The organism is Citrobacter sp. KTE30 (genome assembly GCF_000398825.1).
GTDB classification, from domain to species: Bacteria; Pseudomonadota; Gammaproteobacteria; order Enterobacterales; family Enterobacteriaceae; genus Citrobacter; species Citrobacter freundii.
The window spans coordinates 2,031,670-2,054,188 of record NZ_KB976055.1 but is presented as its reverse complement, the minus strand read 5'-3'; the positions used below and the strand labels follow the sequence as shown (position 1 = coordinate 2,054,188).

At 52.1% G+C, this 22,519-nt stretch carries 21 protein-coding genes; 17 read left to right on the top strand and 4 right to left on the bottom strand.

Annotation, left to right across the window (positions count from 1 at the left end):
* Window positions 1–87: 87 nt before the first annotated feature.
* Window positions 88–1,734 (bottom strand): class I fumarate hydratase, encoded by a 1,647-nt coding sequence (gene fumB, locus WC1_RS13240; RefSeq protein WP_003028969.1) that lies wholly within the window; start codon window positions 1,732–1,734, stop codon window positions 88–90.
* 262 nt (window positions 1,735–1,996) lie between these two features.
* Here fumB and manA point away from each other — a divergent pair, with 262 nt between their 5' ends.
* Together manA and WC1_RS13250 are read left to right on the top strand one after the other, a co-directional pair.
* On the top strand, window positions 1,997–3,172 hold the full coding sequence (gene manA / locus WC1_RS13245; RefSeq protein WP_016150201.1) for a mannose-6-phosphate isomerase: 1,176 nt from the start codon (window positions 1,997–1,999) through the stop codon (window positions 3,170–3,172).
* Between the two features lie 106 nt (window positions 3,173–3,278).
* A complete protein-coding gene (locus tag WC1_RS13250; RefSeq protein ID WP_016150200.1) occupies window positions 3,279–4,787 on the top strand; it encodes a YdgA family protein in 1,509 nt (502 codons plus the stop codon).
* Window positions 4,788–4,834: 47 nt separating this feature from the next.
* On the opposite strand, the gene WC1_RS13255 is transcribed toward WC1_RS13250, so the two are convergent.
* Entirely contained in the window at window positions 4,835–5,863 is a 1,029-nt protein-coding gene (locus WC1_RS13255) for a Mal regulon transcriptional regulator MalI (RefSeq protein ID WP_003843556.1), read from the bottom strand.
* Window positions 5,864–6,032: 169 nt separating this feature from the next.
* Between WC1_RS13255 and malX the strand changes: the two genes are divergently transcribed.
* From malX to add, 3 genes are all read left to right on the top strand, one after another.
* Window positions 6,033–7,625: a maltose/glucose-specific PTS transporter subunit IIBC gene (gene malX / locus WC1_RS13260; RefSeq protein ID WP_003843555.1), complete on the top strand. Its 1,593-nt coding sequence runs from the start codon at window positions 6,033–6,035 to the stop codon at window positions 7,623–7,625.
* Between the two features lie 10 nt (window positions 7,626–7,635).
* A complete protein-coding gene (locus WC1_RS13265; RefSeq protein ID WP_016150199.1) occupies window positions 7,636–8,808 on the top strand; it encodes a MalY/PatB family protein in 1,173 nt (390 codons plus the stop codon).
* Window positions 8,809–8,908: 100 nt separating this feature from the next.
* Window positions 8,909–9,910, top strand: a complete 1,002-nt coding sequence (gene add, locus WC1_RS13270; protein WP_003843551.1) for an adenosine deaminase — start codon at window positions 8,909–8,911, stop codon at window positions 9,908–9,910.
* A 101-nt stretch (window positions 9,911–10,011) separates the two neighbouring features.
* Here add and WC1_RS13275 read toward each other — a convergent pair whose 3' ends face one another.
* Window positions 10,012–11,052: an oxidoreductase gene (locus WC1_RS13275; protein WP_016150198.1), complete on the bottom strand. Its 1,041-nt coding sequence runs from the start codon at window positions 11,050–11,052 to the stop codon at window positions 10,012–10,014.
* Window positions 11,053–11,292: 240 nt separating this feature from the next.
* On the opposite strand from WC1_RS13275, the gene blr reads away from it, so the two are divergent.
* The 12 genes from blr (at window position 11,293) to gstA (ending at window position 21,553) form a co-directional block, all read left to right on the top strand.
* Window positions 11,293–11,418, top strand: a complete 126-nt coding sequence (gene blr, locus WC1_RS0122765; protein ID WP_003029134.1) for a division septum protein Blr — start codon at window positions 11,293–11,295, stop codon at window positions 11,416–11,418.
* A gap of 291 nt (window positions 11,419–11,709) precedes the next feature.
* Entirely contained in the window at window positions 11,710–11,925 is a 216-nt protein-coding gene (ydgT, locus tag WC1_RS13280; protein WP_003029138.1) for a transcription modulator YdgT, read from the top strand.
* Window positions 11,926–12,016: 91 nt separating this feature from the next.
* Complete coding sequence (locus WC1_RS13285) at window positions 12,017–12,457, top strand: DUF2569 domain-containing protein (RefSeq protein ID WP_016150197.1); 441 nt, start codon at window positions 12,017–12,019, stop codon at window positions 12,455–12,457.
* Window positions 12,458–12,533: 76 nt separating this feature from the next.
* Window positions 12,534–13,115, top strand: coding sequence for an electron transport complex subunit RsxA (gene rsxA, locus WC1_RS13290; RefSeq protein ID WP_003029144.1), 582 nt, complete (start codon window positions 12,534–12,536; stop codon window positions 13,113–13,115).
* The gene (gene rsxB, locus WC1_RS13295) at window positions 13,115–13,693 is read left to right on the top strand and encodes an electron transport complex subunit RsxB (RefSeq protein WP_003029148.1); all 579 of its coding nucleotides are present in this window, start codon (window positions 13,115–13,117) and stop codon (window positions 13,691–13,693) included. Before rsxA ends, rsxB begins: the two co-directional genes overlap by 1 nt.
* The gene (rsxC, locus tag WC1_RS13300; RefSeq protein ID WP_016150196.1) at window positions 13,686–15,710 is read left to right on the top strand and encodes an electron transport complex subunit RsxC; all 2,025 of its coding nucleotides are present in this window, start codon (window positions 13,686–13,688) and stop codon (window positions 15,708–15,710) included. Before rsxB ends, rsxC begins: the two co-directional genes overlap by 8 nt.
* A complete protein-coding gene (rsxD, locus tag WC1_RS13305; RefSeq protein WP_016150195.1) occupies window positions 15,711–16,763 on the top strand; it encodes an electron transport complex subunit RsxD in 1,053 nt (350 codons plus the stop codon).
* A gap of 9 nt (window positions 16,764–16,772) precedes the next feature.
* On the top strand, window positions 16,773–17,393 hold the full coding sequence (gene rsxG, locus WC1_RS13310) for an electron transport complex subunit RsxG (RefSeq protein WP_003029155.1): 621 nt from the start codon (window positions 16,773–16,775) through the stop codon (window positions 17,391–17,393).
* 3 nt (window positions 17,394–17,396) lie between these two features.
* Window positions 17,397–18,092 (top strand): electron transport complex subunit E, encoded by a 696-nt coding sequence (locus WC1_RS13315; protein WP_003843545.1) that lies wholly within the window; start codon window positions 17,397–17,399, stop codon window positions 18,090–18,092.
* Complete coding sequence (gene nth / locus WC1_RS13320) at window positions 18,089–18,724, top strand: endonuclease III (protein WP_003029161.1); 636 nt, start codon at window positions 18,089–18,091, stop codon at window positions 18,722–18,724. Before WC1_RS13315 ends, nth begins: the two co-directional genes overlap by 4 nt.
* Window positions 18,725–19,337: 613 nt before the next feature.
* On the top strand, window positions 19,338–20,843 hold the full coding sequence (dtpA, locus tag WC1_RS13325; RefSeq protein ID WP_003029162.1) for a dipeptide/tripeptide permease DtpA: 1,506 nt from the start codon (window positions 19,338–19,340) through the stop codon (window positions 20,841–20,843).
* Between the two features lie 104 nt (window positions 20,844–20,947).
* Window positions 20,948–21,553 carry a glutathione transferase GstA gene (gene gstA, locus WC1_RS13330; protein WP_003029164.1) on the top strand — a complete coding sequence of 202 codons (606 nt, stop codon included), beginning with the start codon at window positions 20,948–20,950 and terminating at the stop codon, window positions 21,551–21,553.
* Window positions 21,554–21,636: 83 nt separating this feature from the next.
* Here gstA and pdxY read toward each other — a convergent pair whose 3' ends face one another.
* On the bottom strand, window positions 21,637–22,497 hold the full coding sequence (gene pdxY, locus WC1_RS13335) for a pyridoxal kinase PdxY (RefSeq protein ID WP_016150194.1): 861 nt from the start codon (window positions 22,495–22,497) through the stop codon (window positions 21,637–21,639).
* Between the last annotated feature and the right edge of the window lie 22 nt (window positions 22,498–22,519).

The window sequence follows — 22,519 nt, the reverse complement described above, 5'->3', positions numbered from 1 at the left end:
GCGTTGGTCTTATGAGTATTAACGAGGATAAAACTGTCGTTTGGTGGTTCGTGCGGTAAAAAAAACCGCCCCGAAGGGCGGTTGACGTTACTTAACGCAGCGTGCGCACTGCGACGTCTGAATTTGCTGGAAGAAATCATTGCCTTTGTCATCCACCAGGATAAACGCCGGGAAATCTTCCACTTCAATTTTCCAGATGGCTTCCATCCCGAGTTCCGGGTATTCCACGCACTCCAGACTCTTGATACTGCCCTGGGCCAGCACCGCGGCAGGGCCGCCAATACTGCCTAAATAGAAGCCGCCATGTTTATGGCAAGCATCGGTCACCTGCTGGCTACGGTTGCCTTTCGCCAGCATAATCATGCTCCCACCAGCGGCCTGAAGCTGGTCAACATACGAGTCCATACGTCCGGCCGTGGTTGGGCCAAGCGAACCAGAGGCGTAGCCTTCCGGCGTTTTTGCCGGACCGGCGTAATAGATCGGGTGATCTTTAACATACTGCGGCAAACTTTCACCGTTATCCAGACGTTCTTTCAGTTTCGCATGCGCAATATCACGGCCAACAATAATTGTACCGTTGAGCGACAGACGCGTAGAGACCGGATACTGCGACAGCTGGGCCAGGATCTCTTTCATCGGACGATTGAGATCAACGCGCACCGCTTCGCCCTCTCCCGCCTGACGCAACTCTTCTGGAATGTACTTACCTGGATTATGTTCCAGTTTTTCGATCCAGATACCTTCACGGTTGATTTTGGCTTTGATATTTCGATCGGCTGAGCAAGAGACGCCCATACCAACCGGGCACGACGCGCCGTGACGCGGCAGGCGGATCACGCGGATATCATGCGCGAAGTACTTCCCGCCAAACTGCGCACCCAGCCCCAAATTCTGCGCTTCAATCAGCAGCTCTTTTTCCAGCTCCACATCACGGAATGCCTGCCCATGTTCGTTACCTTCGGTCGGCAGCTCATCGTAGTATTTAGCCGAAGCCAGTTTCACCGTTTTCAGCGTAGCTTCCGCTGACGTTCCGCCGATCACAAACGCAATGTGATACGGCGGACAAGCCGCAGTACCCAGCGTACGCATCTTTTCAACCAGGTAATTTTTTAATTTGCCCGGCGTGAGCAGCGCTTTGGTTTCCTGGTACAGATAGGTTTTGTTCGCCGAACCGCCACCTTTGGCAATACACAGGAATTTGTATTCATCGCCGTCGACGGTATACAAATCAATCTGTGCTGGCAGGTTGGTGCCGGTGTTCACCTCTTTATACATATCCAGCGCTGCGTTTTGTGAATAGCGCAGGTTGTCTTCGATGTAGGTGTTATAGACGCCTCGAGCCAGCGCCTCCTCATCGCCACCACCGGTCCAGACACGCTGACCTTTTTTACCCACGATAATCGCGGTTCCGGTGTCCTGACAGGTCGGCAAAATGCCTTTTGCCGCGATGTCAGAGTTACGCAGAAATTGCAGGGCCACATACTTGTCGTTTTCGCTGGCCTCCGGGTCACGCAGAATATCGGCTACCTGCTGTTGATGTGCGGGACGCAGCATAAACGACGCATCATGAAAGGCCTGACGAGCCAGCAGGGTTAAAGCTTGTGGCGCGACTTTAACAATCTCCTGCCCTTCAAATTCGGCAACAGAGACATAGTCGCTGGTCAGCAGATAGTATTCGGTATCATCCTTTTTGAGGGGGAAAGGATGCTGATAATGAAAGGGTTTGTTTGACATTGTGCTCTCACTTACTGCTCGGTCTGGTTATTCTCTGGGCAGATGTTCCGTTGCCCTGCTTCCCTGCCGCAGATCCGGTTGTAGAAGGAAGGGCTGTCTGCAACCGGAATCTCTCAGGGTATTAAAAGCGAGTCTCCATATCCTACACATTTTTTTAACAAAAACTGAGACAAGTACGACTTTTTACATGTGCAGGTTACTTCCCTCAGGGTTTCTTGGTTTAATAGCCGTAGAAAATTCCACATTGAAACAGGGCTTGATAATGCAAAAACTCATCAACTCAGTGCAAAACTACGCCTGGGGAAGTAAAACGGCGTTAACGGAACTCTATGGCATTGCCAACCCCACTCAGCAACCGATGGCTGAGTTGTGGATGGGTGCGCATCCGAAAAGCAGTTCGCAGGTTCTGGGCGCTGACGGCCAGACGGTTGCTCTGCGCGACGTTATCGAGCACGATAAATCCGCACTGCTGGGCGATGCCGTTGCGCAGCGTTTTGGTGAGCTGCCCTTCCTGTTTAAAGTGCTCTGCGCTGCACAACCGCTTTCGATTCAGGTTCATCCTAACAAGCACAACTCTGAAATTGGATTTGCCAAAGAAAACGCCGCAGGGATCCCGATGGATGCGGCTGAGCGCAACTACAAAGATCCTAACCACAAACCGGAACTGGTTTTTGCTTTGACGCCTTTCCTGGCGATGAACGCATTCCGCGAGTTCTCTGACATTGTTGCATTGTTACAACCCGTCTCCGCCGCACATCCGGCTATTGCGCATTTCCTGGAAGAGCCGAGTGCAGAACGTCTGAGCTATCTTTTCGCCAGCTTGCTGAATATGCAGGCTGAGGAGAAATCCCATGCGTTGGCGATCCTGAAATCAGCGCTGAACAGCCAGCAGGGTGAACCCTGGCAAACCATCCGTCTGATCGCCGACGTCTACTCGAACGACAGTGGGCTCTTCTCCCCGCTGCTGCTCAATGTGGTGAAACTCAATCCAGGCGAAGCTATGTTCTTATTTGCCGAAACCCCGCACGCTTACCTGCAAGGTGTGGCGCTTGAGGTGATGGCTAACTCGGACAACGTGCTGCGTGCCGGACTGACGCCAAAATATATTGATATCCCGGAACTGGTCGCCAACGTGCAGTTTGTCGCCAAGCCAGCAAACCAGTTACTGACCACGCCGGTTAAGTCTGATGGCGAACTGGATTTCCCGATCCCGGTTGACGATTTTGCGTTCTCCCTGCATGAGCTTACAACCAGTGGCGCAGATATCAGCCAGCAAAGTGCGGCCATTTTGTTCTGCATAGAAGGTGAAGCTGTACTGAGCAAAGGCGAGCAACGTCTGGTTCTGCGACCGGGTGAATCGGCCTTTATTGGCGCGAATGAATCTCCGGTTAACATCAGTGGCGCAGGTCGTTTAGCCCGGGTTTATAACAAGCTTTAGCAAGATACTGATATTTTTAACAACTCTTGCTAAGCTGTAGTAAGTTAAAGACATGTCACTCCTCCAGGCGTCTTCAAACGCCTGGTTTTATTTTATGGATATCAAAATGAAAAAATCGCTGGTAGCTGCGGGTGTGGTGGTTGCGCTGGGTATCGTCTGGACGGGCGGCGCCTGGTACACAGGAAAGAAACTCGAAACGCATCTCGCCGAGATGGTGACGCAGGCAAACGATCAGTTAAAACGTTTCTCCCCTGAGGCGGGTATTGAACTGAGTTATCAAAACTACCAGCGCGGGGTGTTCAATAGCCAACTGCAATTGGTGGTGAAACCAATAGCCGGGCAGGCAGATTCCTGGCTGAAACCGGGGCAAAGTATTGTCCTGGATGAAACGGTGGATCACGGTCCCTTCCCACTGGCCCAACTGAAGTCACTGAATCTGGTTCCGGCTATGGCCTCCGTGAAAACGACGCTGGTGAATAACGACGTTACCAAACCGCTGTTTGATATTGCCAAGGGTGAGTCGCCATTTGTCATTAACTCCCGTATCAGCTACAGCGGCGATACCCGTTCCGATCTTTCCCTTAAACCACTGAACTACGAGAAAGGCGACGAAAAAGTAGCCTTCAGCGGCGGGGAATTCCAGTTTACAGCAGACAAAGAAGGTAACGCTGTCTCGCTGACAGGCAATGCGCAAAGCGGCGTGGTCAATGCTGTCAACGAGTATGACCAGAAAGTACAAATGACTTTCAATAATCTGAAGACTGAGGGTTCCAGCAGTATTGCCAGCTTTGGTGAGCGCATCGGCGACCAGAAATTGTCACTCGAAAAACTGTCGATCTCGGTCGAGGGTAAAGAGTTGGCGGTTCTGGAGGGCATGGGTATCGATGGCAAATCCGATCTGGTTAACGACGGTAAAACTGTCAACAGTCAGTTGGATTACACGCTGAACAGCCTTAAATTACAGGGCCAGGATATGGGTAGCGGTAAGCTGACGCTGAAAGTTGCCCAGATTGACGGTGAAGCCCTGCATCAGTTCAGTCAGCAGTATAGCGCCCAAACCAAGGCGCTGATGGCGCAGATCGATGTGGTACAAAATCCTGAGTTTTATCAGCAAAAAGTCACCGAAGCTTTCTTCAATGCGCTGCCGATACTGATGAAAGGCGAGCCGGTTATCACCATTGCCCCGCTGAGCTGGAAAAATGCGAAAGGTGAAACCGCATTTAATCTGTCACTGCTGCTAAAAGATCCGACAGCAAATACTGAGGAACCACAAACACTGGCTCAGGAAGTGGATCGTTCGGTCAAATCACTGGATGCCAAGCTGACGATTCCGGTCGATATGGCGACTGAGTTCATGACGCAGATCGCCAAAATTGAAGGCTATCAGCAGGAGCAAGCGGCCGATCTTGCGAAGCAACAGGTGAATGGCCTGGCGGCAATGGGTCAGATGTTCCGTATTACAACGATGCAGGACAACGTCATCGGCTCCAGCCTGCAATACGCAAACGGACAGGTTACGTTAAACGGACAAAAAATGCCGCTGGATGAGTTTGTTGGCATGTTCGGTATGCCTTCTCTCGGCGAACCGGATGCCCCGGCTATCCCGCAACAGTAAATACGCGTGACAAAAGGCCCGATAACCGTGTGTTTATCGGGCCTTTTTTATTTGGCCACCACCAGACGAGCGGAAAGCGTCAGGTTACGCGAATGACCATCATCGTGCCCAATGCGCTGCAGCATGCGCTCAGCAAGGGTATATCCCATTTCACGCGCAGGCGTGCAGGCCCAAATAATGGGGATATCGTCCAGTGCATTTTCCGCTACATCGGCAAATCCCGCTAAGGAGATCTGCTGTTCGAAATAGCGATCTACGCCAATTTCACCACTCTGACGCCCCGCTCTCATCAGGCCAAACCAGGCGCCAACGGCAATGGTTTCGTTGTAGCACACCACTGCGCTGATCGTTGGGTTACGACGTAACAGCGCGGTTACCTCCTCTGCGGCCTGCTTCTGGCTGGATGAACACTCCAGCACCCAGTCGCTATGAAACGGTAAACCATACTTTAGCAACGTCGTACAATAGCCGCCGACACGCTCTGCGCGAGTCAATGAGGAACTCTGCCCCCCCAACCACGCTATTCGCTGATGCCCGTGGCGGATAAGATGTTCAACCAGCAATTGCGAAGCCTGCATGTTGTCAGGTCTGACGGTGTCGACATCATCCAGGTAGCTTGCCCGAGAAGCAAACACCACCGGTATCCCCTTATCGGCGGCCAGTTGTTGTAGGTCGTCGCTACTGCCGGCAGCCCCGGCGATCACCACACCATCAACCCCTTGATTTAGCAACATAGCGAAACGCTGCGCGAGCTGTTCGCCATCTTTGCCACCATGTAATAAAAAGACCATGCGCCCCTGCGTTTCTAATGCTTCCGTCAGTCCCGCCGTCAACTCGGCGTAAAACGGCGTAGAAAGATCGCGCACAATCAAACCAATTACCCCGCTCTGCCCGCCACGCAGCGCCGATGCCTGGCGATTACGCACAAACCCGAGTTGCTCAATAGCGGCATTCACGCGTTCGCCTGTCGCGGATGAAATACGACCTTTTCCACTAAGCACCAATGAGACAGTACTGACCGAAACGCCCGCGGCCAGCGCAACATCATGGATGGTTATTTTTTTGGCTATAGCCATAAAAACGGAAAACTCCCTGATAACGTGACGGATAAAACGTTTTATCAATCACTTATATTTATACGCCCTATTATCGTTCGATAATGTGATTTATACCGCACTAAAATTAGGTAAAACGTTTTATCTTCTCGCCATCATTAGTCAGCTAGCTTTTACGAGGAGTCGTTTGATGACGACGAGAACTACACCAAAAATAACGTTATGGGAATTTTTCCAGCAGTTGGGCAAAACCTTCATGCTCCCCGTAGCGCTACTCTCATTTTGCGGGATCATGTTGGGGATCGGCAGCTCGTTAAGCAGCCATGATGTCTTAACGCTGATCCCGGCATTAGGTAATCCGGTACTGCAGGCCATCTTTACCTGGATGAGCAAAGTAGGCTCATTTGCGTTTAGTTTCTTACCGGTGATGTTCTGTATTGCCATACCTCTCGGCCTTGCTCGCGAGAACAAAGGCGTAGCGGCATTTGCCGGTTTTGTTGGTTATGCGGTCATGAACCTTGCCGTCAACTTCTGGTTAACCGCGAAAGGTATCTTACCTACCACGGATGCCGCGATCCTGAAGGCCAACAACGTGCAGAATATCCTGGGGATCCAGTCGATCGATACTGGGATCCTCGGTGCTGTTATTGCCGGGATCATCGTCTGGATGCTGCATGAACGTTTCCACAACATTCGTCTGCCGGATGCGCTGGCTTTCTTCGGCGGCACCCGCTTTGTGCCTATCATCTCCTCGGTGGTGATGGGGCTGGTCGGGCTGGTAATTCCCCTGATCTGGCCGGTTTTCGCTATGGGCATTACCGGGCTCGGCCACATCATCAACAGCGCGGGAGAATTTGGCCCAATGCTGTTTGGTACCGGCGAACGTCTGCTGCTGCCGTTTGGTCTGCATCATATTCTGGTGGCGCTCATTCGCTTCACCGAGGCTGGCGGCACGCAAGAAGTCTGCGGTCACAGCGTGAGCGGCGCACTGACTATTTTCCAGGCCCAACTGAGCTGCCCGACAACACAAGGTTTCTCTGAAAGCGCAACCCGCTTCCTGTCGCAGGGCAAAATGCCTGCGTTCCTTGGTGGTTTACCGGGGGCAGCGCTCGCTATGTACCACTGTGCTCGCCCTGAAAATCGTCATAAAATTAAAGGGTTATTAATTTCCGGTCTTATTGCCTGTGTGATCGGCGGTACCACCGAGCCCCTTGAGTTCTTATTCCTGTTCGTTGCCCCAGTTCTGTATGTGATCCACGCCCTGCTGACCGGTCTTGGCTTCACTGTGATGGCAGTGCTTGGCGTCACCATCGGTAACACCGACGGTAACCTGATTGACTTCGTGGTGTTCGGCATCCTGCATGGACTCTCTACCAAGTGGTATCTGGTCCCTGTTGTGGCGGCGATCTGGTTCGCGGTGTACTACGTCATCTTCCGTTTCGCCATCACACGCTTCAATTTGAAGACACCAGGTCGGGACGTCGAAATTGCCAGCAATATCGAAAAAGTAATGGCTGGAGCGCCGGGTAAATCCGGTTACAACGTCCCTGCCATTCTGGCGGCGCTTGGCGGTGCGGAAAACATCGTCAGCCTGGATAACTGCATTACCCGTCTGCGTTTGTCAGTGAAGGATATGTCTCTTGTGAATGTACAGGCACTGAAGGACAATCGCGCCATTGGCGTAGTGCAACTCAATCAGCATAATCTTCAGGTCGTTATTGGCCCACAGGTCCAGTCAGTGAAAGACGAGATCGCAGTTCTGATGAACACCGTACAAGCTTAAGGACAATGATATGTTTGATTTTTCAAAGGTTGTGGACAGGCATGGTACCTGGTGCACTCAGTGGGATTACGTTGCCGACCGTTTTGGTTCAGCCGACCTGCTGCCGTTCACCATCTCCGATATGGATTTTGCCACCGCACCCTGTATTCTGGAGGCGCTGACTCAGCGCCTGTCACATGGCGTGTTGGGTTACAGTCGCTGGAAAAATGATGAATTTCTTGCGGCGATTAGTCACTGGTTTCTATCGCGTCATAATACCCAAATCGATCCTCAGTCGCTGGTTTATGGCCCCTCGGTCATCTATATGGTATCGGAGCTGATCCGCCAGTGGTCTTCTGCGGGTGATGCGGTGGTGATTCATACGCCGGCGTACGACGCGTTTTACAAAGCAATTGAAGGTAATCAGCGCGTGGTGCGCGCTGTCGAACTGGAAAAACGCACTGACGGTTGGTACTGCGACATGGCCGCGCTGGAGAATGCCCTGTCTCGTCCAGAGAGCAAAATTCTTCTGCTCTGTAGCCCACAAAATCCGACGGGCAAAGTGTGGACGCGTGATGAGCTGGAAACCATGGCAGAACTGTGTCAGCGCCATGGTGTAAAAGTTATTTCCGATGAGATCCATATGGATATGGTATGGGGGGATCACCCACATATCCCCTGGAGTAATGTCGCGCGCGACAGCTGGGCGCTGCTCACTTCCGGTTCAAAAAGTTTTAATATTCCGGCACTGACCGGGGCTTACGGAATTATTGAAGACGCTCAAAGCCGTAACGATTATCTCTGCGCATTAAAAGGTCGCGATGGTCTTTCCTCACCAGCAGTACTCGCGCTGAGCGCACATATTGCCGCCTATCATCAGGGCGCAAGCTGGCTTGATGCGCTGCGGGATTACCTTACCAGCAATCTGCATTACGTCGCCCGCGAGCTTAATGCCGCATTCCCCGAACTGAACTGGCGGGTTCCGCAATCCACCTATCTGGCATGGATTGACCTGCGTCCGCTCAACATTGATGACCACGCATTGCAGGAAGCGCTCATCCACCAGCAGAAAGTCGCCATCATGCCCGGATACACATACGGCGAAGAAGGACGCGGTTTTGTGCGCCTGAATGCCGGATGTCCACGATCCAAACTTGAAAAAGGCGTTCAGGGGTTGATTAACGGCATACGTTCTGTACGCTAATAAAGTTTGCGCAATGAAATTATTCATTGCGCAACATAGATTTTTATCCCGATTTTTTCTTATAATACGACGCACTTTACCTAAATACACGAGTGCGACCATGATTGATACTTCCCTCCCCTTGACCGACGTCCATCGCCACCTTGATGGTAACATCCGTGCCCAAACGATTCTGGATCTGGGTCGTCAGTTCAATTTAACGCTCCCGGCACAAACGTTGGAAACGTTGATCCCTCATGTGCAAGTGACATCCACTGAGCCAGATTTAGTGAGTTTTTTATCCAAGCTCGACTGGGGCGTGAAGGTACTGGCCTCGCTGGATGCCTGTCGCCGCGTGGCATTTGAAAATATTGAGGATGCAGCACGTAACGGTCTGCACTATGTAGAATTACGTTTTTCACCAGGCTATATGGCGATGGCGCATCAGCTCCCGGTGGCAGGTGTGGTTGAAGCCGTCATCGCAGGCGTGCGCGAGGGCTGCAAGACCTTTGGCGTCGAAGCACGCTTAATTGGCATTATGAGCCGTACTTTTGGCGAAGCCGCCTGTCTGCAGGAACTGGATGCGCTGTTAGCCCACCGAGATCATATTACGGCACTGGATCTAGCCGGTGACGAACTGGGATTCCCTGGCAGTCTGTTCCTGTCCCATTTCAACCAGGCACGCGACGCCGGCTGGCATATTACCGTGCATGCGGGCGAAGCCGCGGGACCAGAAAGCATCTGGCAGGCCATTAAAGAGCTGGGCGCTGAGCGTATTGGTCACGGCGTTAAAGCCGTTGAAGATCGTGCGTTGATGGATTACCTCGCCGAGCATCGTATCGGCATCGAATCCTGCCTGACATCAAACATTCAGACCAGCACCGTTGCCTCACTAGCGAACCATCCGCTGAAAACGTTCCTTGAGCATGGCGTTATTGCCAGTTTGAATACGGACGACCCGGCTGTTCAGGGTGTGGATATTATTCACGAGTACACCATTGCCGCACCAGCTGCAGGCCTAACGCGCGAACAGATCCGCCAGGCGCAAATCAACGGTCTGGAAATGGCATTCCTGAGTAACGAAGAAAAACGAGCCTTGCGCGAGAAAGTCGGCGCAGCGTAACGGGTAAAGTGCTGAATGGCGCTAACGCTTATCCGGCCTACGTTGGTTTTCATTGTAGGCCGGATAAAATGCCTGAGCATCTCCATCCGGCATTAGTCCAATCAAGCAAGGCACAGCGTCGAACGATGTTTCGCAGATTCGATACCCAGCTCAATCAGCTCCATAATTTGGATAGCCTGTCTCGCCGGTACCGGGTTTTCACCGTTACCGTTTAACGCATCACGAATGCCAGCATAGTACGCCGGATAGTTGCCTGGTACAGTAAGCCAGGTTTCTTCAACCTGCTCTTCGCCTTCTACTCGCGTCAAAACGCCATCGCGCATATCATAACCCCAGTCTTCCTGTGGTAGTCGCTCGCCATTTTTAAGACGCTCTTCCTGCGGGTCAAGACCATACTTCACATAGCTGCCACGCGATCCGTGCACAATATAACGGGCCGATTCTGCGGCAGCGAGCATGGTGCCATGCAGGATCACACGACGCTGCGGATACGTCAGGATGGCATGGAAGTAATCCGTCGCCTGCGCGCCCGGACGCAACTGGGCCAGGTCTACCGTCAGGCTGACGGGCAAACCAAACTGATTAATCGCCTGATCCAAAAGATGCGGTGCTAAATCGTACCAGATACCGCTTCCCGGACCGCCCTGTTCACGCCAACGGTCACGAACCTGCGGGCGGAAACGATCGAAATGGGATTCGAAATACGCCACCTCTCCCAAAACACCATCCGCCAGCAGAGCTTTCAGCGTCAGAAAATCACTGTCCCAGCGACGGTTATGGAACACAGACAGCACGCGCCCGAGGCTGCGCGCCAGCGTATCCAGCTCACGAGCTTGTGACAGTGTCACAGTAAAAGGCTTATCAACAACCACATGTTTGCCCGCTTCCAGCGCAGCTTTCGCTAATGGAAAGTGTGTGTCATTAGGCGTGGGGATCACAATCAGGTCGATATTTGGATCGTTAAAAAGATGCTTAGGCTCAGCAACAACCGCCACCGTAGGCCAGTCTGCCTTCACTTTTGCTTCATCACTACTGGAAACTGCAGCCAGTTCCAGGCCCGGCGTGCCCACAATCAGGGGGGCATGGAAGGTTTTACTGGCATAACCATAGCCAATTAGCCCAACGCGGATGTTGTCACTCATGTTATTGCCTCTCAATTCAGGACTGACCTATTTCACACCATACCTTGCAACGTCTCAATAGTTTAATAACCTTCGCGCTACAAAGGTTGTTTTTAACTTAAGTCAAACATATGCCACTTATGCTTAACTTGCAGCGAAAAAGAGGGAGAAATCGTTCCCAACCATCTTGCTGTATTAATGAGAGATTAGTAACATTTGCAGCCTGTGTTTATGGATAAATCAAAGCAAATGTCATCAGTAATGAATCGTCTTATTGAATTAACAGGTTGGATTGTTCTCGCCGTCTCCGTGATCCTGCTGGGTGTTGCCAATCATATTGACAATTACCAGCCACCAGAGCCCGTTGCGGCAGTGCAGAAGAAATAAGCATCCGCAACCTTTTATTGCCCGGCAATTAACATTGGTAGTTGCAGGGTTTGTCGGTAAAAGATCGCTTTCTGTCAAAAAAAGCGAATTATGCCGCATCCCGCTCCGCTGCATATTGCCAGCGATCGCTAAGCGCGTTACCCTTGCCGAAGACGCGCATAGCGCCTGCTTTTTCACAGGTATGAACACTCTTCTTACATTTGCACGTAAATCCGCTTTTACCTGTGCACGTTGTTTATTTTTATATTTTCTACTCCGTTGGTATTATTTTATTAATATGGATCTGCATTTATGACTGTTCAGGATTACTTATTAAAATTCCGCAAAATCAGTTCACTCGAAAGTCTGGAAAAACTTTTCGACCATTTAAACTACACGCTCACCGACGATAGCGACATGATCAATATGTACCGTGCCGCAGACCATCGCCGTGCGGAGCTTATATCCGGAGGCCGTCTGTTTGATGTTGGTCAGGTACCTAAATCAGTCTGGCATTACGTGCAATAGAGAAGAAAGTAGCGCTCAACGTTAAAAGCTTTATAATAATCGCCCCAAAATGAATGGCATGATTGATTGCGCGCGTAAAACTGGAGAAGAGATGACTACCACACCGGCACAACGTATCGGAGGCTGGCTACTTGGGCCACTGGCCTGGCTGTTAGTCGCGTTGTTGAGCGCTTCGCTGGCGTTATTACTTTATGTCACTGCGCTGGCAACACCGCAAACCTTCAAAACGCTGGGTGAGCAAAGTACAGCAAATTTGCTGTTATGGGGCGTCTCCTTTGTTACCGCGATCGCCATGTGGTATTACACACTGTGGCTGACAATTGCGTTTTTCAAACGCAGAGCCTGTGTGCCCAAGCATTACATTCTGTGGCTGCTGATCTCCATGTTGCTGGCGATTAAAGCGTTTGCGTTTTCACCTGTCCCAGACGCTTTTGCCGTGCGCCAACTGCTGTTCCCATTACTGGCCGCAGCACTGTTGGTGCCCTACTTCAAGCGATCGCAGCGCGTTAAATCGACGTTTGTGAACCCGTAATAACCCTACAGTTAACCTGTTGTCGCCTGTTGTAGATTGTCAGATAATAGGCGGCTTTTTTATTTCAGGCCGAAAAATGACTGATTACCTGCTGCTGTTTGTCGGAACTGTACTGGTCAATAACTTTGTACTGGTCAAGTTTCTGGGCCTCTGCCCGTTTATGGGCGTTTCCAAAAAACTGGAAACCGCAATGGGTATGGGCCTTGCCACGACGTTTGTCATGACACTGGCATCCATCTGCGCATGGCTGATTGATACCTGGATCCTAATCCCGCTCAATCTCATCTATCTGCGCACGCTGGCTTTTATTCTGGTTATCGCCGTCGTCGTGCAGTTTACCGAAATGGTTGTGCGCAAAACCAGCCCTGCGCTGTACCGCCTGCTGGGGATCTTCCTACCGCTGATCACGACTAACTGCGCAGTGTTAGGTGTGGCGCTGCTGAACATCAACCTCGGCCATAACTTTTTACAGTCGGCGCTATACGGTTTTTCCGCCGCCGTCGGCTTCTCGCTGGTGATGGTACTGTTCGCCGCGATCCGCGAACGCCTCGCCGTGGCGGACGTCCCGGCGCCGTTTCGCGGGAATGCGATTGCGCTGATTACCGCTGGTTTAATGTCATTGGCCTTTATGGGCTTTAGTGGTTTGGTGAAGTTGTAATGAATGCTATCTGGATTGCCGTTGCCGCAGTGAGTGTACTGGGTCTGGCGTTCGGCGCTATTTTGGGGTACGCCTCACGACGTTTTGCCGTTGAAGATGATCCAGTCGTGGAGAAAATTGATGAAATTCTCCCGCAAAGCCAGTGTGGGCAGTGCGGCTATCCGGGCTGTCATCCTTACGCTGAAGCGATCGGCTCTCAGGGTGAAAAAATTAACCGTTGCGCCCCCGGTGGCGAAGCGGTGATGTTAAAAATTGCCGCCCTGCTGAACGTCGATCCGCAGCCTATTGATGGTGATGAACAAGACGTTACGCCGGTGCGTATGCTGGCGGTCATTGATGAAAATAACTGTATCGGGTGCACTAAGTGTATTCAGGCCTGCCCGGTCGATGCGATCGTGGGCGCGACCCGCGCCATGCACACGGTAATGAGCGATCTCTGCACTGGGTGCAACCTGTGTGTTGACCCGTGCCCGACGCAATGCATTGAATTACGCCCGGTAGCCGAGACACCCGATAGCTGGAAATGGGATTTAAATACCATCCCTGTGCGCATCATTCCCGTGGAACAACATGTTTAAGTTATTCTCTGCATTCAGAAAAAATAAAATCTGGGACTTTGATGGTGGCATTCATCCACCAGAAATGAAAACCCAGTCAAACGGAACACCGTTGCGACAGGTTCCGCTGGCACCGCGTTTCGTTATTCCGCTGAAACAACATATTGGTGCGGAGGGTGAGCTGTGCGTAAACGTGGGTGACACCGTGCTGCGTGGTCAGGCATTAACCCGCGGGCGTGGCAAAATGCTTCCAGTCCATGCGCCAACATCAGGTACCGTGGTTGCCATTGCCCCGCACTCCACCGCACATCCTTCGGCACTGGCTGAGTTGAGCGTTATCATAGACGCCGATGGCGAAGACCGCTGGATTGAGCGAGACGGCTGGACCGATTACCGCTCCCACAGCCGGGAAGAGCTGATTGCGCGTATTCATCAGTTCGGCGTCGCCGGGCTGGGTGGCGCAGGTTTTCCCACCGGCGTTAAACTGCAGGGCGGCGGAGATAAAATTGAAACGCTGATCATTAACGCCGCTGAATGCGAGCCGTACATTACAGCAGATGACCGCCTGATGCAGGACTGTGCGGCGCAGGTCGTCGAAGGAATCCGCATCCTGGCGCACATTCTTCAGCCACGCGAGATCCTCCTCGGCATAGAAGATAACAAACCGCAGGCAATATCTATGCTGCGCGCGGTGCTGGCTGATTCACACGACATCAGTTTGCGCGTAATCCCCACCAAGTACCCTTCCGGCGGGGCTAAACAGTTAACACAAATCCTGACTGGCAAGCAGGTTCCCCACGGTGGACGCTCCTCAGATATCGGCGTATTGATGCAAAACGTCGGAACCGCCTATGCAATTAAACGTGCAGTAATTGACGGTGAGCCGATCACCGAACGTGTCGTGACGCTTACCGGTGAGGCCGTCAGCCGTCCGGGCAACGTCTGGGCGCGTTTGGGCACGCCGGTTCGTCATCTGCTCAACGACGCGGGCTTCTGCCCTTCCGCCGACCAGATGGTGATTATGGGCGGACCGCTGATGGGGTTTACGCTGCCATGGCTGGATGTCCCGGTGGTGAAGATTACCAACTGTCTTCTGGCCCCCTCTGCCAGTGAAATGGGTGAAACGCCGGAAGAGAAAGGCTGCATTCGCTGTAGCGCATGCGCCGATGCCTGTCCGGCGGATCTCCTGCCACAACAGCTTTATTGGTTCAGTAAAGGGCAACAGCACGACAAAGCAACGGCCCACAATATCGCCGACTGCATTGAATGCGGTGCCTGCGCCTGGGTATGCCCAAGCAATATTCCGCTGGTGCAGTATTTCCGCCAGGAAAAAGCCGAGATTTACGCCATTAGCCAGGAAGAAAAACGAGCCGCTGAAGCGAAAGCACGGTTTGAAGCCCGACAGGCGCGCCTTGAACGTGAAAAAGCAGCGCGTCTTGAACGCCATAAGAGCGCCGCTGCTCAACCGGCGGCCAAAGACCATGATGCCATTGCCGCCGCGCTGGCTCGCGTAAAAGAAAAACAGGCTCAGGCGCTGCAGCCGGTAGTAATTCAGGCAGGTGAAAAACCTGACAATAGCGCAGTGATTGCCGCACGCGAGGCGCGTAAGGCGCAAGCTCGTGCTTCCCGTAAGGAAAATTCGCCGCAAAGTGAAGGCAGCAGCACGGGTACAGATCCGCGTAAAGCTGCCGTCGAAGCGGCAATTGCTCGCGCCAAAGCCCGCAAGCTCGAACAGCAGGCTGTACCGGAAACAGCCGAGCCGGTTGATCCACGCAAAGCCGCCGTGGAAGCGGCCATCACCCGCGCCAAAGCCCGCAAGCTCGAGCAGCAAGTGGTAACGGAAACAGCCGAGCCGGTTGATCCACGTAAAGCCGCCGTGGAAGCGGCCATTGCCCGCGCCAAGGCCCGCAAGCTCGAACAGCAAGTGGTAACGGAAACAGCCGAGCCGGTTGATCCACGTAAAGCCGCCGTCGCGGCCGCTATCGCACGCGCTCAGGCAAAGAAAGCCGCACAGCAGCAGGTTGTTAACGAGGAATAAATGGTATTCAGAATAGCAAGCTCCCCTTATACCCATAACCAGCGCCAGACATCACGTATCATGATGTTGGTGTTACTTGCGGCATTGCCGGGGATCGCCGCACAGCTGTGGTTCTTCGGCTGGGGTACGTTGTTCCAGATAGTTCTGGCCGCCATCAGCGCTATCGCCGCCGAAGCGGGCGTGCTTAAACTGCGTAAACAACCCATTGTGCCGATTTTAAAAGACAACTCTGCGTTACTCACCGGGTTGCTGCTGGCCGTGAGTATTCCCCCGCTCGCCCCCTGGTGGATGGTGGTATTGGGCACGGTATTCGCGGTTATCATTGCGAAACAGCTGTATGGCGGTCTCGGTCAGAACCCGTTTAACCCTGCCATGATTGGTTACGTCGTGCTGCTAATCTCATTTCCAGTACAGATGACCAGTTGGCTGCCGCCGCACGAAATTGCGGCTACAGTGCCTGGGTTCTTTGACGCGCTGAACGTTATCCTTAGCGGCCATACCGTCAGCGGTGGGGATATGAATACACTGCGTATGGGCATTGATGGTATCAGCCAGGCAACGCCTCTCGATACCTTTAAGACATCACTGCATGCCGGGCATACCGTTGAACAGGTGATGCAATACCCGATTTACAGCGGTGTGCTGGCAGGCGCGGGCTGGCAGTGGGTTAATCTTGCCTGGCTGGCGGGTGGTATCGTTCTGTTATGGCAGGGGGCGATTCGCTGGCATATCCCGGTTAGCTTCCTGCTGTCGCTCGCAGTTTGCGCCACTCTGGGATGGTTGTTCTCACCTGAGTCACTCGCGTCTCCTCAGTTACACCTGCTTTCCGGCGCAACCATGCTGGGTGCATTTTTTATTCTTACCGACCCCGTTACGGCCTCGACAACTAACCGCGGCCGCCTGATTTTTGGCGCACTTGCGGGGTTGTTAGTATGGTTGATTCGCAGTTTTGGCGGTTATCCTGACGGTGTAGCCTTTGCCGTATTACTGGCAAATATCACGGTTCCCCTGATTGATTATTACACCCGCCCTCGCGTGTACGGACATCGCTAAGGACTCCCAATGCTGAAAACGATTCGTAAACACGGTATTACGCTGGCACTGTTTGCTGCTGGTTCAACGGGATTAACCGCGGCAATCAATCAATTAACCAAGTCCACCATTGATGAACAGGCCGCGCTGCAGCAAAAGGCACTGTTCGATCAGGTGCTACCTGGCGATCGCTACAATAATAACTTGTCTGAGAGCTGTTATCTGGTCAATGCGCAGGCATTGGGCAAAGGTACTCACCGCGTGTATATTGCCCGCCAGGACGACCGTCCCGTTGCAGCAATTCTTGAAGCTACGGCGCCAGATGGGTATTCCGGGGCGATTCAACTGCTGGTCGGTGTCGATTTTACGGGTACCGTGTTGGGTACGCGGGTAACCGAGCATCATGAAACCCCGGGACTGGGCGATAAAATCGAACTGCGACTGTCCGACTGGATCACCCACTTTAGCGGCAAAACGATCGCTACGGGTAACGATGCCCACTGGGCTGTGAAAAAAGACGGCGGCGACTTTGACCAGTTTACTGGCGCAACCATTACGCCGCGGGCGGTAGTGAACGCAGTAAAACGCGCCGGTTTGTATGCGCAGACGCTACCCGCGCAGCTTCCTCAACTTAGCGCTTGTGGAGAATAAATCATGAGCGAAATTAAAGACGTTATTGTCCAGGGGTTATGGAAAAATAACTCCGCGCTTGTGCAGCTACTCGGGATGTGTCCGCTGTTGGCCGTTACCTCTACCGCCACTAACGCGCTGGGGCTGGGGCTCGCGACGACGCTCGTTCTGACGCTGACCAACCTGACGATTTCGGCCCTTCGTCGCTGGACTCCGCCTGAAATCCGTATTCCAATTTATGTCATGATCATCGCCTCCGTGGTGAGTGCGGTGCAGATGCTGATCAATGCCTATGCCTTTGGCCTGTATCAGTCTCTGGGCATCTTTATCCCACTGATTGTGACAAACTGTATTGTTGTTGGCCGCGCAGAGGCCTTCGCCGCCAAAAAAGGCCCTGCATTATCCGCACTCGATGGTTTTTCCATCGGTATGGGGGCGACCGGCGCCATGTTTGTTCTGGGCTCGCTGCGCGAAATAATTGGTAACGGTACACTGTTTGATGGCGCAGACGGTTTGTTGGGTAGCTGGGCCAAAGTATTGCGCGTTGAGATCTTCCATACTGATACGCCGTTTCTGCTGGCCATGCTGCCACCAGGCGCGTTTATTGGTCTGGGCTTGATGCTGGCAGTTAAGTACCTGATTGATGAGAGAATGAAGAAACGTCGTGCCGAAGCGGCTGTCGCGGACAGTCCAACTGGTGAAACAGGGAATGTCTCATGAACAAAGCAAAACGTCTGGAAATACTGACTCGCCTGCGGGATAACAACCCGCATCCGACAACCGAGCTTAATTTTACATCGCCGTTTGAACTGCTGATTTCGGTCTTGCTTTCCGCTCAGGCCACCGATGTCAGCGTCAATAAAGCGACGGCTAAACTATACCCCGTTGCCAATACGCCTGCTGCGATGCTGGAGCTCGGAGTTGAAGGTGTTAAGTCCTACATCAAGACAATCGGTTTGTTTAACAGCAAAGCGGAAAACGTAATTAAAACCTGCCGCATTCTGCTGGAACAACATAATGGTGAAGTGCCTGAAGACCGTGCTGCGTTAGAAGCTCTCCCCGGCGTTGGGCGCAAGACGGCTAATGTGGTATTAAATACCGCCTTTGGCTGGCCCACTATTGCCGTAGATACCCACATTTTCCGGGTATGTAACCGGACACAATTCGCCCCAGGTAAAAACGTCGAGCAGGTAGAAGAAAAGCTACTGAAAGTTGTACCCAGTGAATTTAAAGTCGATTGCCACCACTGGTTAATTCTTCATGGCCGCTACACCTGTATAGCCAGAAAGCCACGTTGTGGTTCCTGTATCATCGAAGATCTCTGCGAATTCAAAGAGAAAGTCGATATCTAATGCTGCCGGGGCATCCTCTTTGCCCCATACATACATAACGTTTAGTTATGCACTCCCCAAAGTTTCTTTTCCCGACAATGATGCCATTCAATTGCTCAAATCTAATGCAATATTCTTGTTAATTAACACCTGAGCAGGTTAATCGTTTTTTTAGCAAAAGAAATTTCTATCTATACGTGATCCAGATCATCCAGCCAACACAATGTTAATAAGTTTTTATTTTTTAGTTAAGGTGACAATTAGATGACCTAACTGCACAGTTTATAAACAAAACATTACACTGCCTATTTTTCAGATAATGGCCTATATCACTGGATTCAACCTTAAATAGCAGAACATATCGCCACATTCCGGTTTTAGCGGTGATTAAACAGTGTAAAAATCTGCCATTTTACAAATGAAGAAATTTAACGCTAGATAACATTTCGCAGCCCCGACGATTTCACCAGTCATGATATATGTAACAGATTATTACAAACCACTTGTCTGAATGGTCAAGATAGTGAACATTACTTGCCGTTTCCCCTCCCACTATAACAATCGGACGGATGAACTTGACTCATCACGTACCTGAACACCCCCGTTGATATGGGATGTAAAAAAAGAGGTAAAAGTGTCTACTGCAAACAATAAACCAACAGAAAGCGTAAGTTTAAACGCCTTCAAACAACCAAAAGCGTTCTATCTCATTTTCTCTATTGAGCTGTGGGAACGTTTTGGTTATTACGGCCTGCAAGGGATCATGGCCGTCTACCTGGTTAAACAACTGGGCATGTCAGAAGCGGATTCCATCACCCTTTTCTCCTCCTTTAGCGCCCTGGTATATGGCCTGGTTGCGATTGGCGGCTGGTTAGGTGATAAAGTTCTGGGTACAAAACGCGTCATTATGCTGGGTGCCGTTGTCCTGGCCATTGGTTATGCGCTGGTAGCATGGTCCGGTCACGATGCGGGTATCGTTTATATGGGCATGGCGGCTATCGCGGTCGGTAACGGCCTGTTTAAAGCAAACCCATCCTCCCTGCTCTCTACCTGCTATGCCAAAGATGACCCGCGTCTTGATGGTGCATTTACCATGTACTACATGTCCGTCAACATCGGTTCATTCTTCTCTATGCTGGCAACGCCATGGTTAGCTGCGCGTTACGGCTGGAGCACCGCGTTTGCGCTGAGCGTCGTGGGTATGCTGATTACCGTTGTTAACTTCGCATTCTGTCAGCGCTGGGTTAAACAATACGGTTCTAAACCTGACTTTGAACCAATCAACTTCCGTAACCTGCTGCTGACTATCGTTGGCGTTGTGGTTCTGATCGCGATTGCGACCTGGCTGCTGCACAACCAGCAGATCGCACGTATGGTTCTGGGTGTAATTGCTATCGGTATCGTGTTTATCTTCGGTAAAGAAGCCTTCACCATGAAAGGCGCTGCACGTCGTAAAATGATCGTCGCCTTCATTCTGATGCTGGAAGCGATTATCTTCTTCGTGCTGTACAGCCAGATGCCGACCTCACTGAACTTCTTTGCGATTCGTAACGTTGAGCACTCTATTCTTGGCATTGCTTTCGAACCTGAACAGTACCAGGCGCTGAATCCGTTCTGGATCATCATTGGTAGCCCAATCCTCGCCGCTATCTATAACAAGATGGGCGATACCCTGCCGATGCCAACCAAGTTTGCGATTGGTATGGTGCTGTGTTCCGGTGCATTCCTGATCCTGCCGCTGGGCGCGAAATTCGCTACCGATGCGGGCATCGTTTCCGTTAACTGGCTGATTATCTGCTATGGCCTGCAAAGTATCGGTGAGCTGATGATCTCCGGTCTGGGTCTGGCAATGGTGGCACAGCTGGTTCCGCAACGCCTGATGGGCTTCATCATGGGTAGCTGGTTCCTGACCACTGCCGGTGCAAACATCATCGGTGGCTACGTCGCTAACATGATGGCTGTACCAGAGAATGTGACTGACCCGCTGATGTCCCTTGAAGTCTACGGTCGTGTGTTCCTGCAGATTGGTGTTGCGACGGCTGTTATCGCTGTTCTGATGCTGCTGACGGCTCCGAAACTGAACCGTATGACTCAGGATGACGAAGCCGATGAGAAAGCCGCTAAGGCCGCGACAGCGTAATTCTCAGGGAAACTCATTTTCAGGCCGCTAACTGTTGTTAGCGGCTTTTTTTTTGCATGAGGTAGCACTACCATACGATATACCTCAGCCAAAAGGAGTTACCGATGAAACTGTTCTACAAACCGGGCGCTTGTTCTCTCGCTTCCCACATCACACTTCGTGAGAGCGGTAAAGATTTCACGCTGGATGGTGTTGATCTGATGAAGAAACGTCTGGAAAATGGCGATGATTTTTTCGCGGTAAACCCAAAAGGGCAAGTTCCCGCACTGCTGCTGGATGACGGTACGCTACTTACCGAAGGTGTCGCCATCATGCAATACCTGGCGGACAGCGTGCCAGACCGTCAGCTCCTTGCCCCTACCAGCAGCCTCTCCCGTTACAAAACCATCGAATGGCTTAACTACATTGCGACAGAACTGCATAAAGGCTTTACGCCACTGTTCCGTCCCGATACGCCGGAAGACTTCAAGCCAACCGTTCGCGCGCTGCTGGAGAAAAAAATGCAGTATGTGAACGACTCGCTAAAAGATAACCAATGGATCTGCGGCCCGCGCTTCAGCATCGCCGATGCCTACCTGTTTACCGTACTGCGTTGGGCCTATGCCGTTAAGCTGAATATGGCAGGATTAAGCCATATCGACGCGTATATGGCGCGTATGGCTGAACGCCCGGCGGTTGCCGCGGCGCTTAAAGCAGAAGGGTTAAATTAATTGTTGTTGCCGGGTGGTGCTTGCGCTTGCCCGGCCTACAGCTAAAAATATGCCCGATAAGCGTGAACGCCATCGGGCATTGATTACAGCTGCGTTGCGCTGAAGTAGTGTTCAGGCTTGGCGATGCGATCCTGTGCAGCCACCACCTGCAGCTCATACTCGTGCATCTCTTTGGTGGAGATCATCACTTCGTACACTGCCGCAGTCACATGCTCAAGCGCCTGCTGTAAAGACGCGCCCTGTAACAGTTTCACCAGCAACAAGCCACTGGTAACATCACCCACACCAACCGGTTGACGTGCGCCAAAATCGACCAGCGGGCGACTGATATGCCACGCCTGCTCAGCGGTGACCAGCAGCATCTCGAAACGGTCGGTGCTAATACCTGCGCGTGCCAGATGCTTCACCAGTACAATTTCAGGTCCCTGAGCGATCAGTTCACGCGCCGCCGCAACAGCCTCATCAACATTGTTCACCGCATGCTCGCACAGAATTTCGAGCTCAACCAAATTCGGGGCAATAATGTCACTAGCCGGAAGCGCATGACGAACATGAAATTCCGCCACACCCGGAGCTACGATACATCCCTTTTCAGGGTGTCCCATCACCGGATCGCAAAAGTATTTTGCCTGCGGGTTGGCCGCTTTTACTTTACGTACAATACCCAGAATATGCTCGCCCTGTTCAGCTGAGCCAAGATAGCCGCTCAGTACTGCGTCACAGGTCTGGAGTTTATCAATATCAGCAATGCCCTGGACAATTTCAGTCAGATGGCTCGGCGGCATAACGCAACCGGTCCATTTGCCATACTGCGTGTGGTTTGAAAACTGGACGGTATTCAACGGCCAGACGTTTGCGCCAAGACGACGCATCGGAAATTCTGCTGCACTGTTGCCCGCATGGCCAAAAACAACGTGGGACTGGATGGCGAGGATATTCTTCATTTTACTTATCACAACCCTGAAA

Coding starts and splice junctions, on each gene's coding strand:
- fumB (WP_003028969.1), bottom strand. CDS start 1,734: ATGTCAAACAAACCCTTTCATTATCAGCATCCTTTCCCCCTCAAAAAG.
- manA (WP_016150201.1), top strand. CDS start 1,997: ATGCAAAAACTCATCAACTCAGTGCAAAACTACGCCTGGGGAAGTAAA.
- WC1_RS13250 (WP_016150200.1), top strand. CDS start 3,279: ATGAAAAAATCGCTGGTAGCTGCGGGTGTGGTGGTTGCGCTGGGTATC.
- WC1_RS13255 (WP_003843556.1), bottom strand. CDS start 5,863: ATGGCTATAGCCAAAAAAATAACCATCCATGATGTTGCGCTGGCCGCG.
- malX (WP_003843555.1), top strand. CDS start 6,033: ATGACGACGAGAACTACACCAAAAATAACGTTATGGGAATTTTTCCAG.
- WC1_RS13265 (WP_016150199.1), top strand. CDS start 7,636: ATGTTTGATTTTTCAAAGGTTGTGGACAGGCATGGTACCTGGTGCACT.
- add (WP_003843551.1), top strand. CDS start 8,909: ATGATTGATACTTCCCTCCCCTTGACCGACGTCCATCGCCACCTTGAT.
- WC1_RS13275 (WP_016150198.1), bottom strand. CDS start 11,052: ATGAGTGACAACATCCGCGTTGGGCTAATTGGCTATGGTTATGCCAGT.
- blr (WP_003029134.1), top strand. CDS start 11,293: ATGAATCGTCTTATTGAATTAACAGGTTGGATTGTTCTCGCCGTCTCC.
- ydgT (WP_003029138.1), top strand. CDS start 11,710: ATGACTGTTCAGGATTACTTATTAAAATTCCGCAAAATCAGTTCACTC.
- WC1_RS13285 (WP_016150197.1), top strand. CDS start 12,017: ATGACTACCACACCGGCACAACGTATCGGAGGCTGGCTACTTGGGCCA.
- rsxA (WP_003029144.1), top strand. CDS start 12,534: ATGACTGATTACCTGCTGCTGTTTGTCGGAACTGTACTGGTCAATAAC.
- rsxB (WP_003029148.1), top strand. CDS start 13,115: ATGAATGCTATCTGGATTGCCGTTGCCGCAGTGAGTGTACTGGGTCTG.
- rsxC (WP_016150196.1), top strand. CDS start 13,686: ATGTTTAAGTTATTCTCTGCATTCAGAAAAAATAAAATCTGGGACTTT.
- rsxD (WP_016150195.1), top strand. CDS start 15,711: ATGGTATTCAGAATAGCAAGCTCCCCTTATACCCATAACCAGCGCCAG.
- rsxG (WP_003029155.1), top strand. CDS start 16,773: ATGCTGAAAACGATTCGTAAACACGGTATTACGCTGGCACTGTTTGCT.
- WC1_RS13315 (WP_003843545.1), top strand. CDS start 17,397: ATGAGCGAAATTAAAGACGTTATTGTCCAGGGGTTATGGAAAAATAAC.
- nth (WP_003029161.1), top strand. CDS start 18,089: ATGAACAAAGCAAAACGTCTGGAAATACTGACTCGCCTGCGGGATAAC.
- gstA (WP_003029164.1), top strand. CDS start 20,948: ATGAAACTGTTCTACAAACCGGGCGCTTGTTCTCTCGCTTCCCACATC.
- pdxY (WP_016150194.1), bottom strand. CDS start 22,497: ATGAAGAATATCCTCGCCATCCAGTCCCACGTTGTTTTTGGCCATGCG.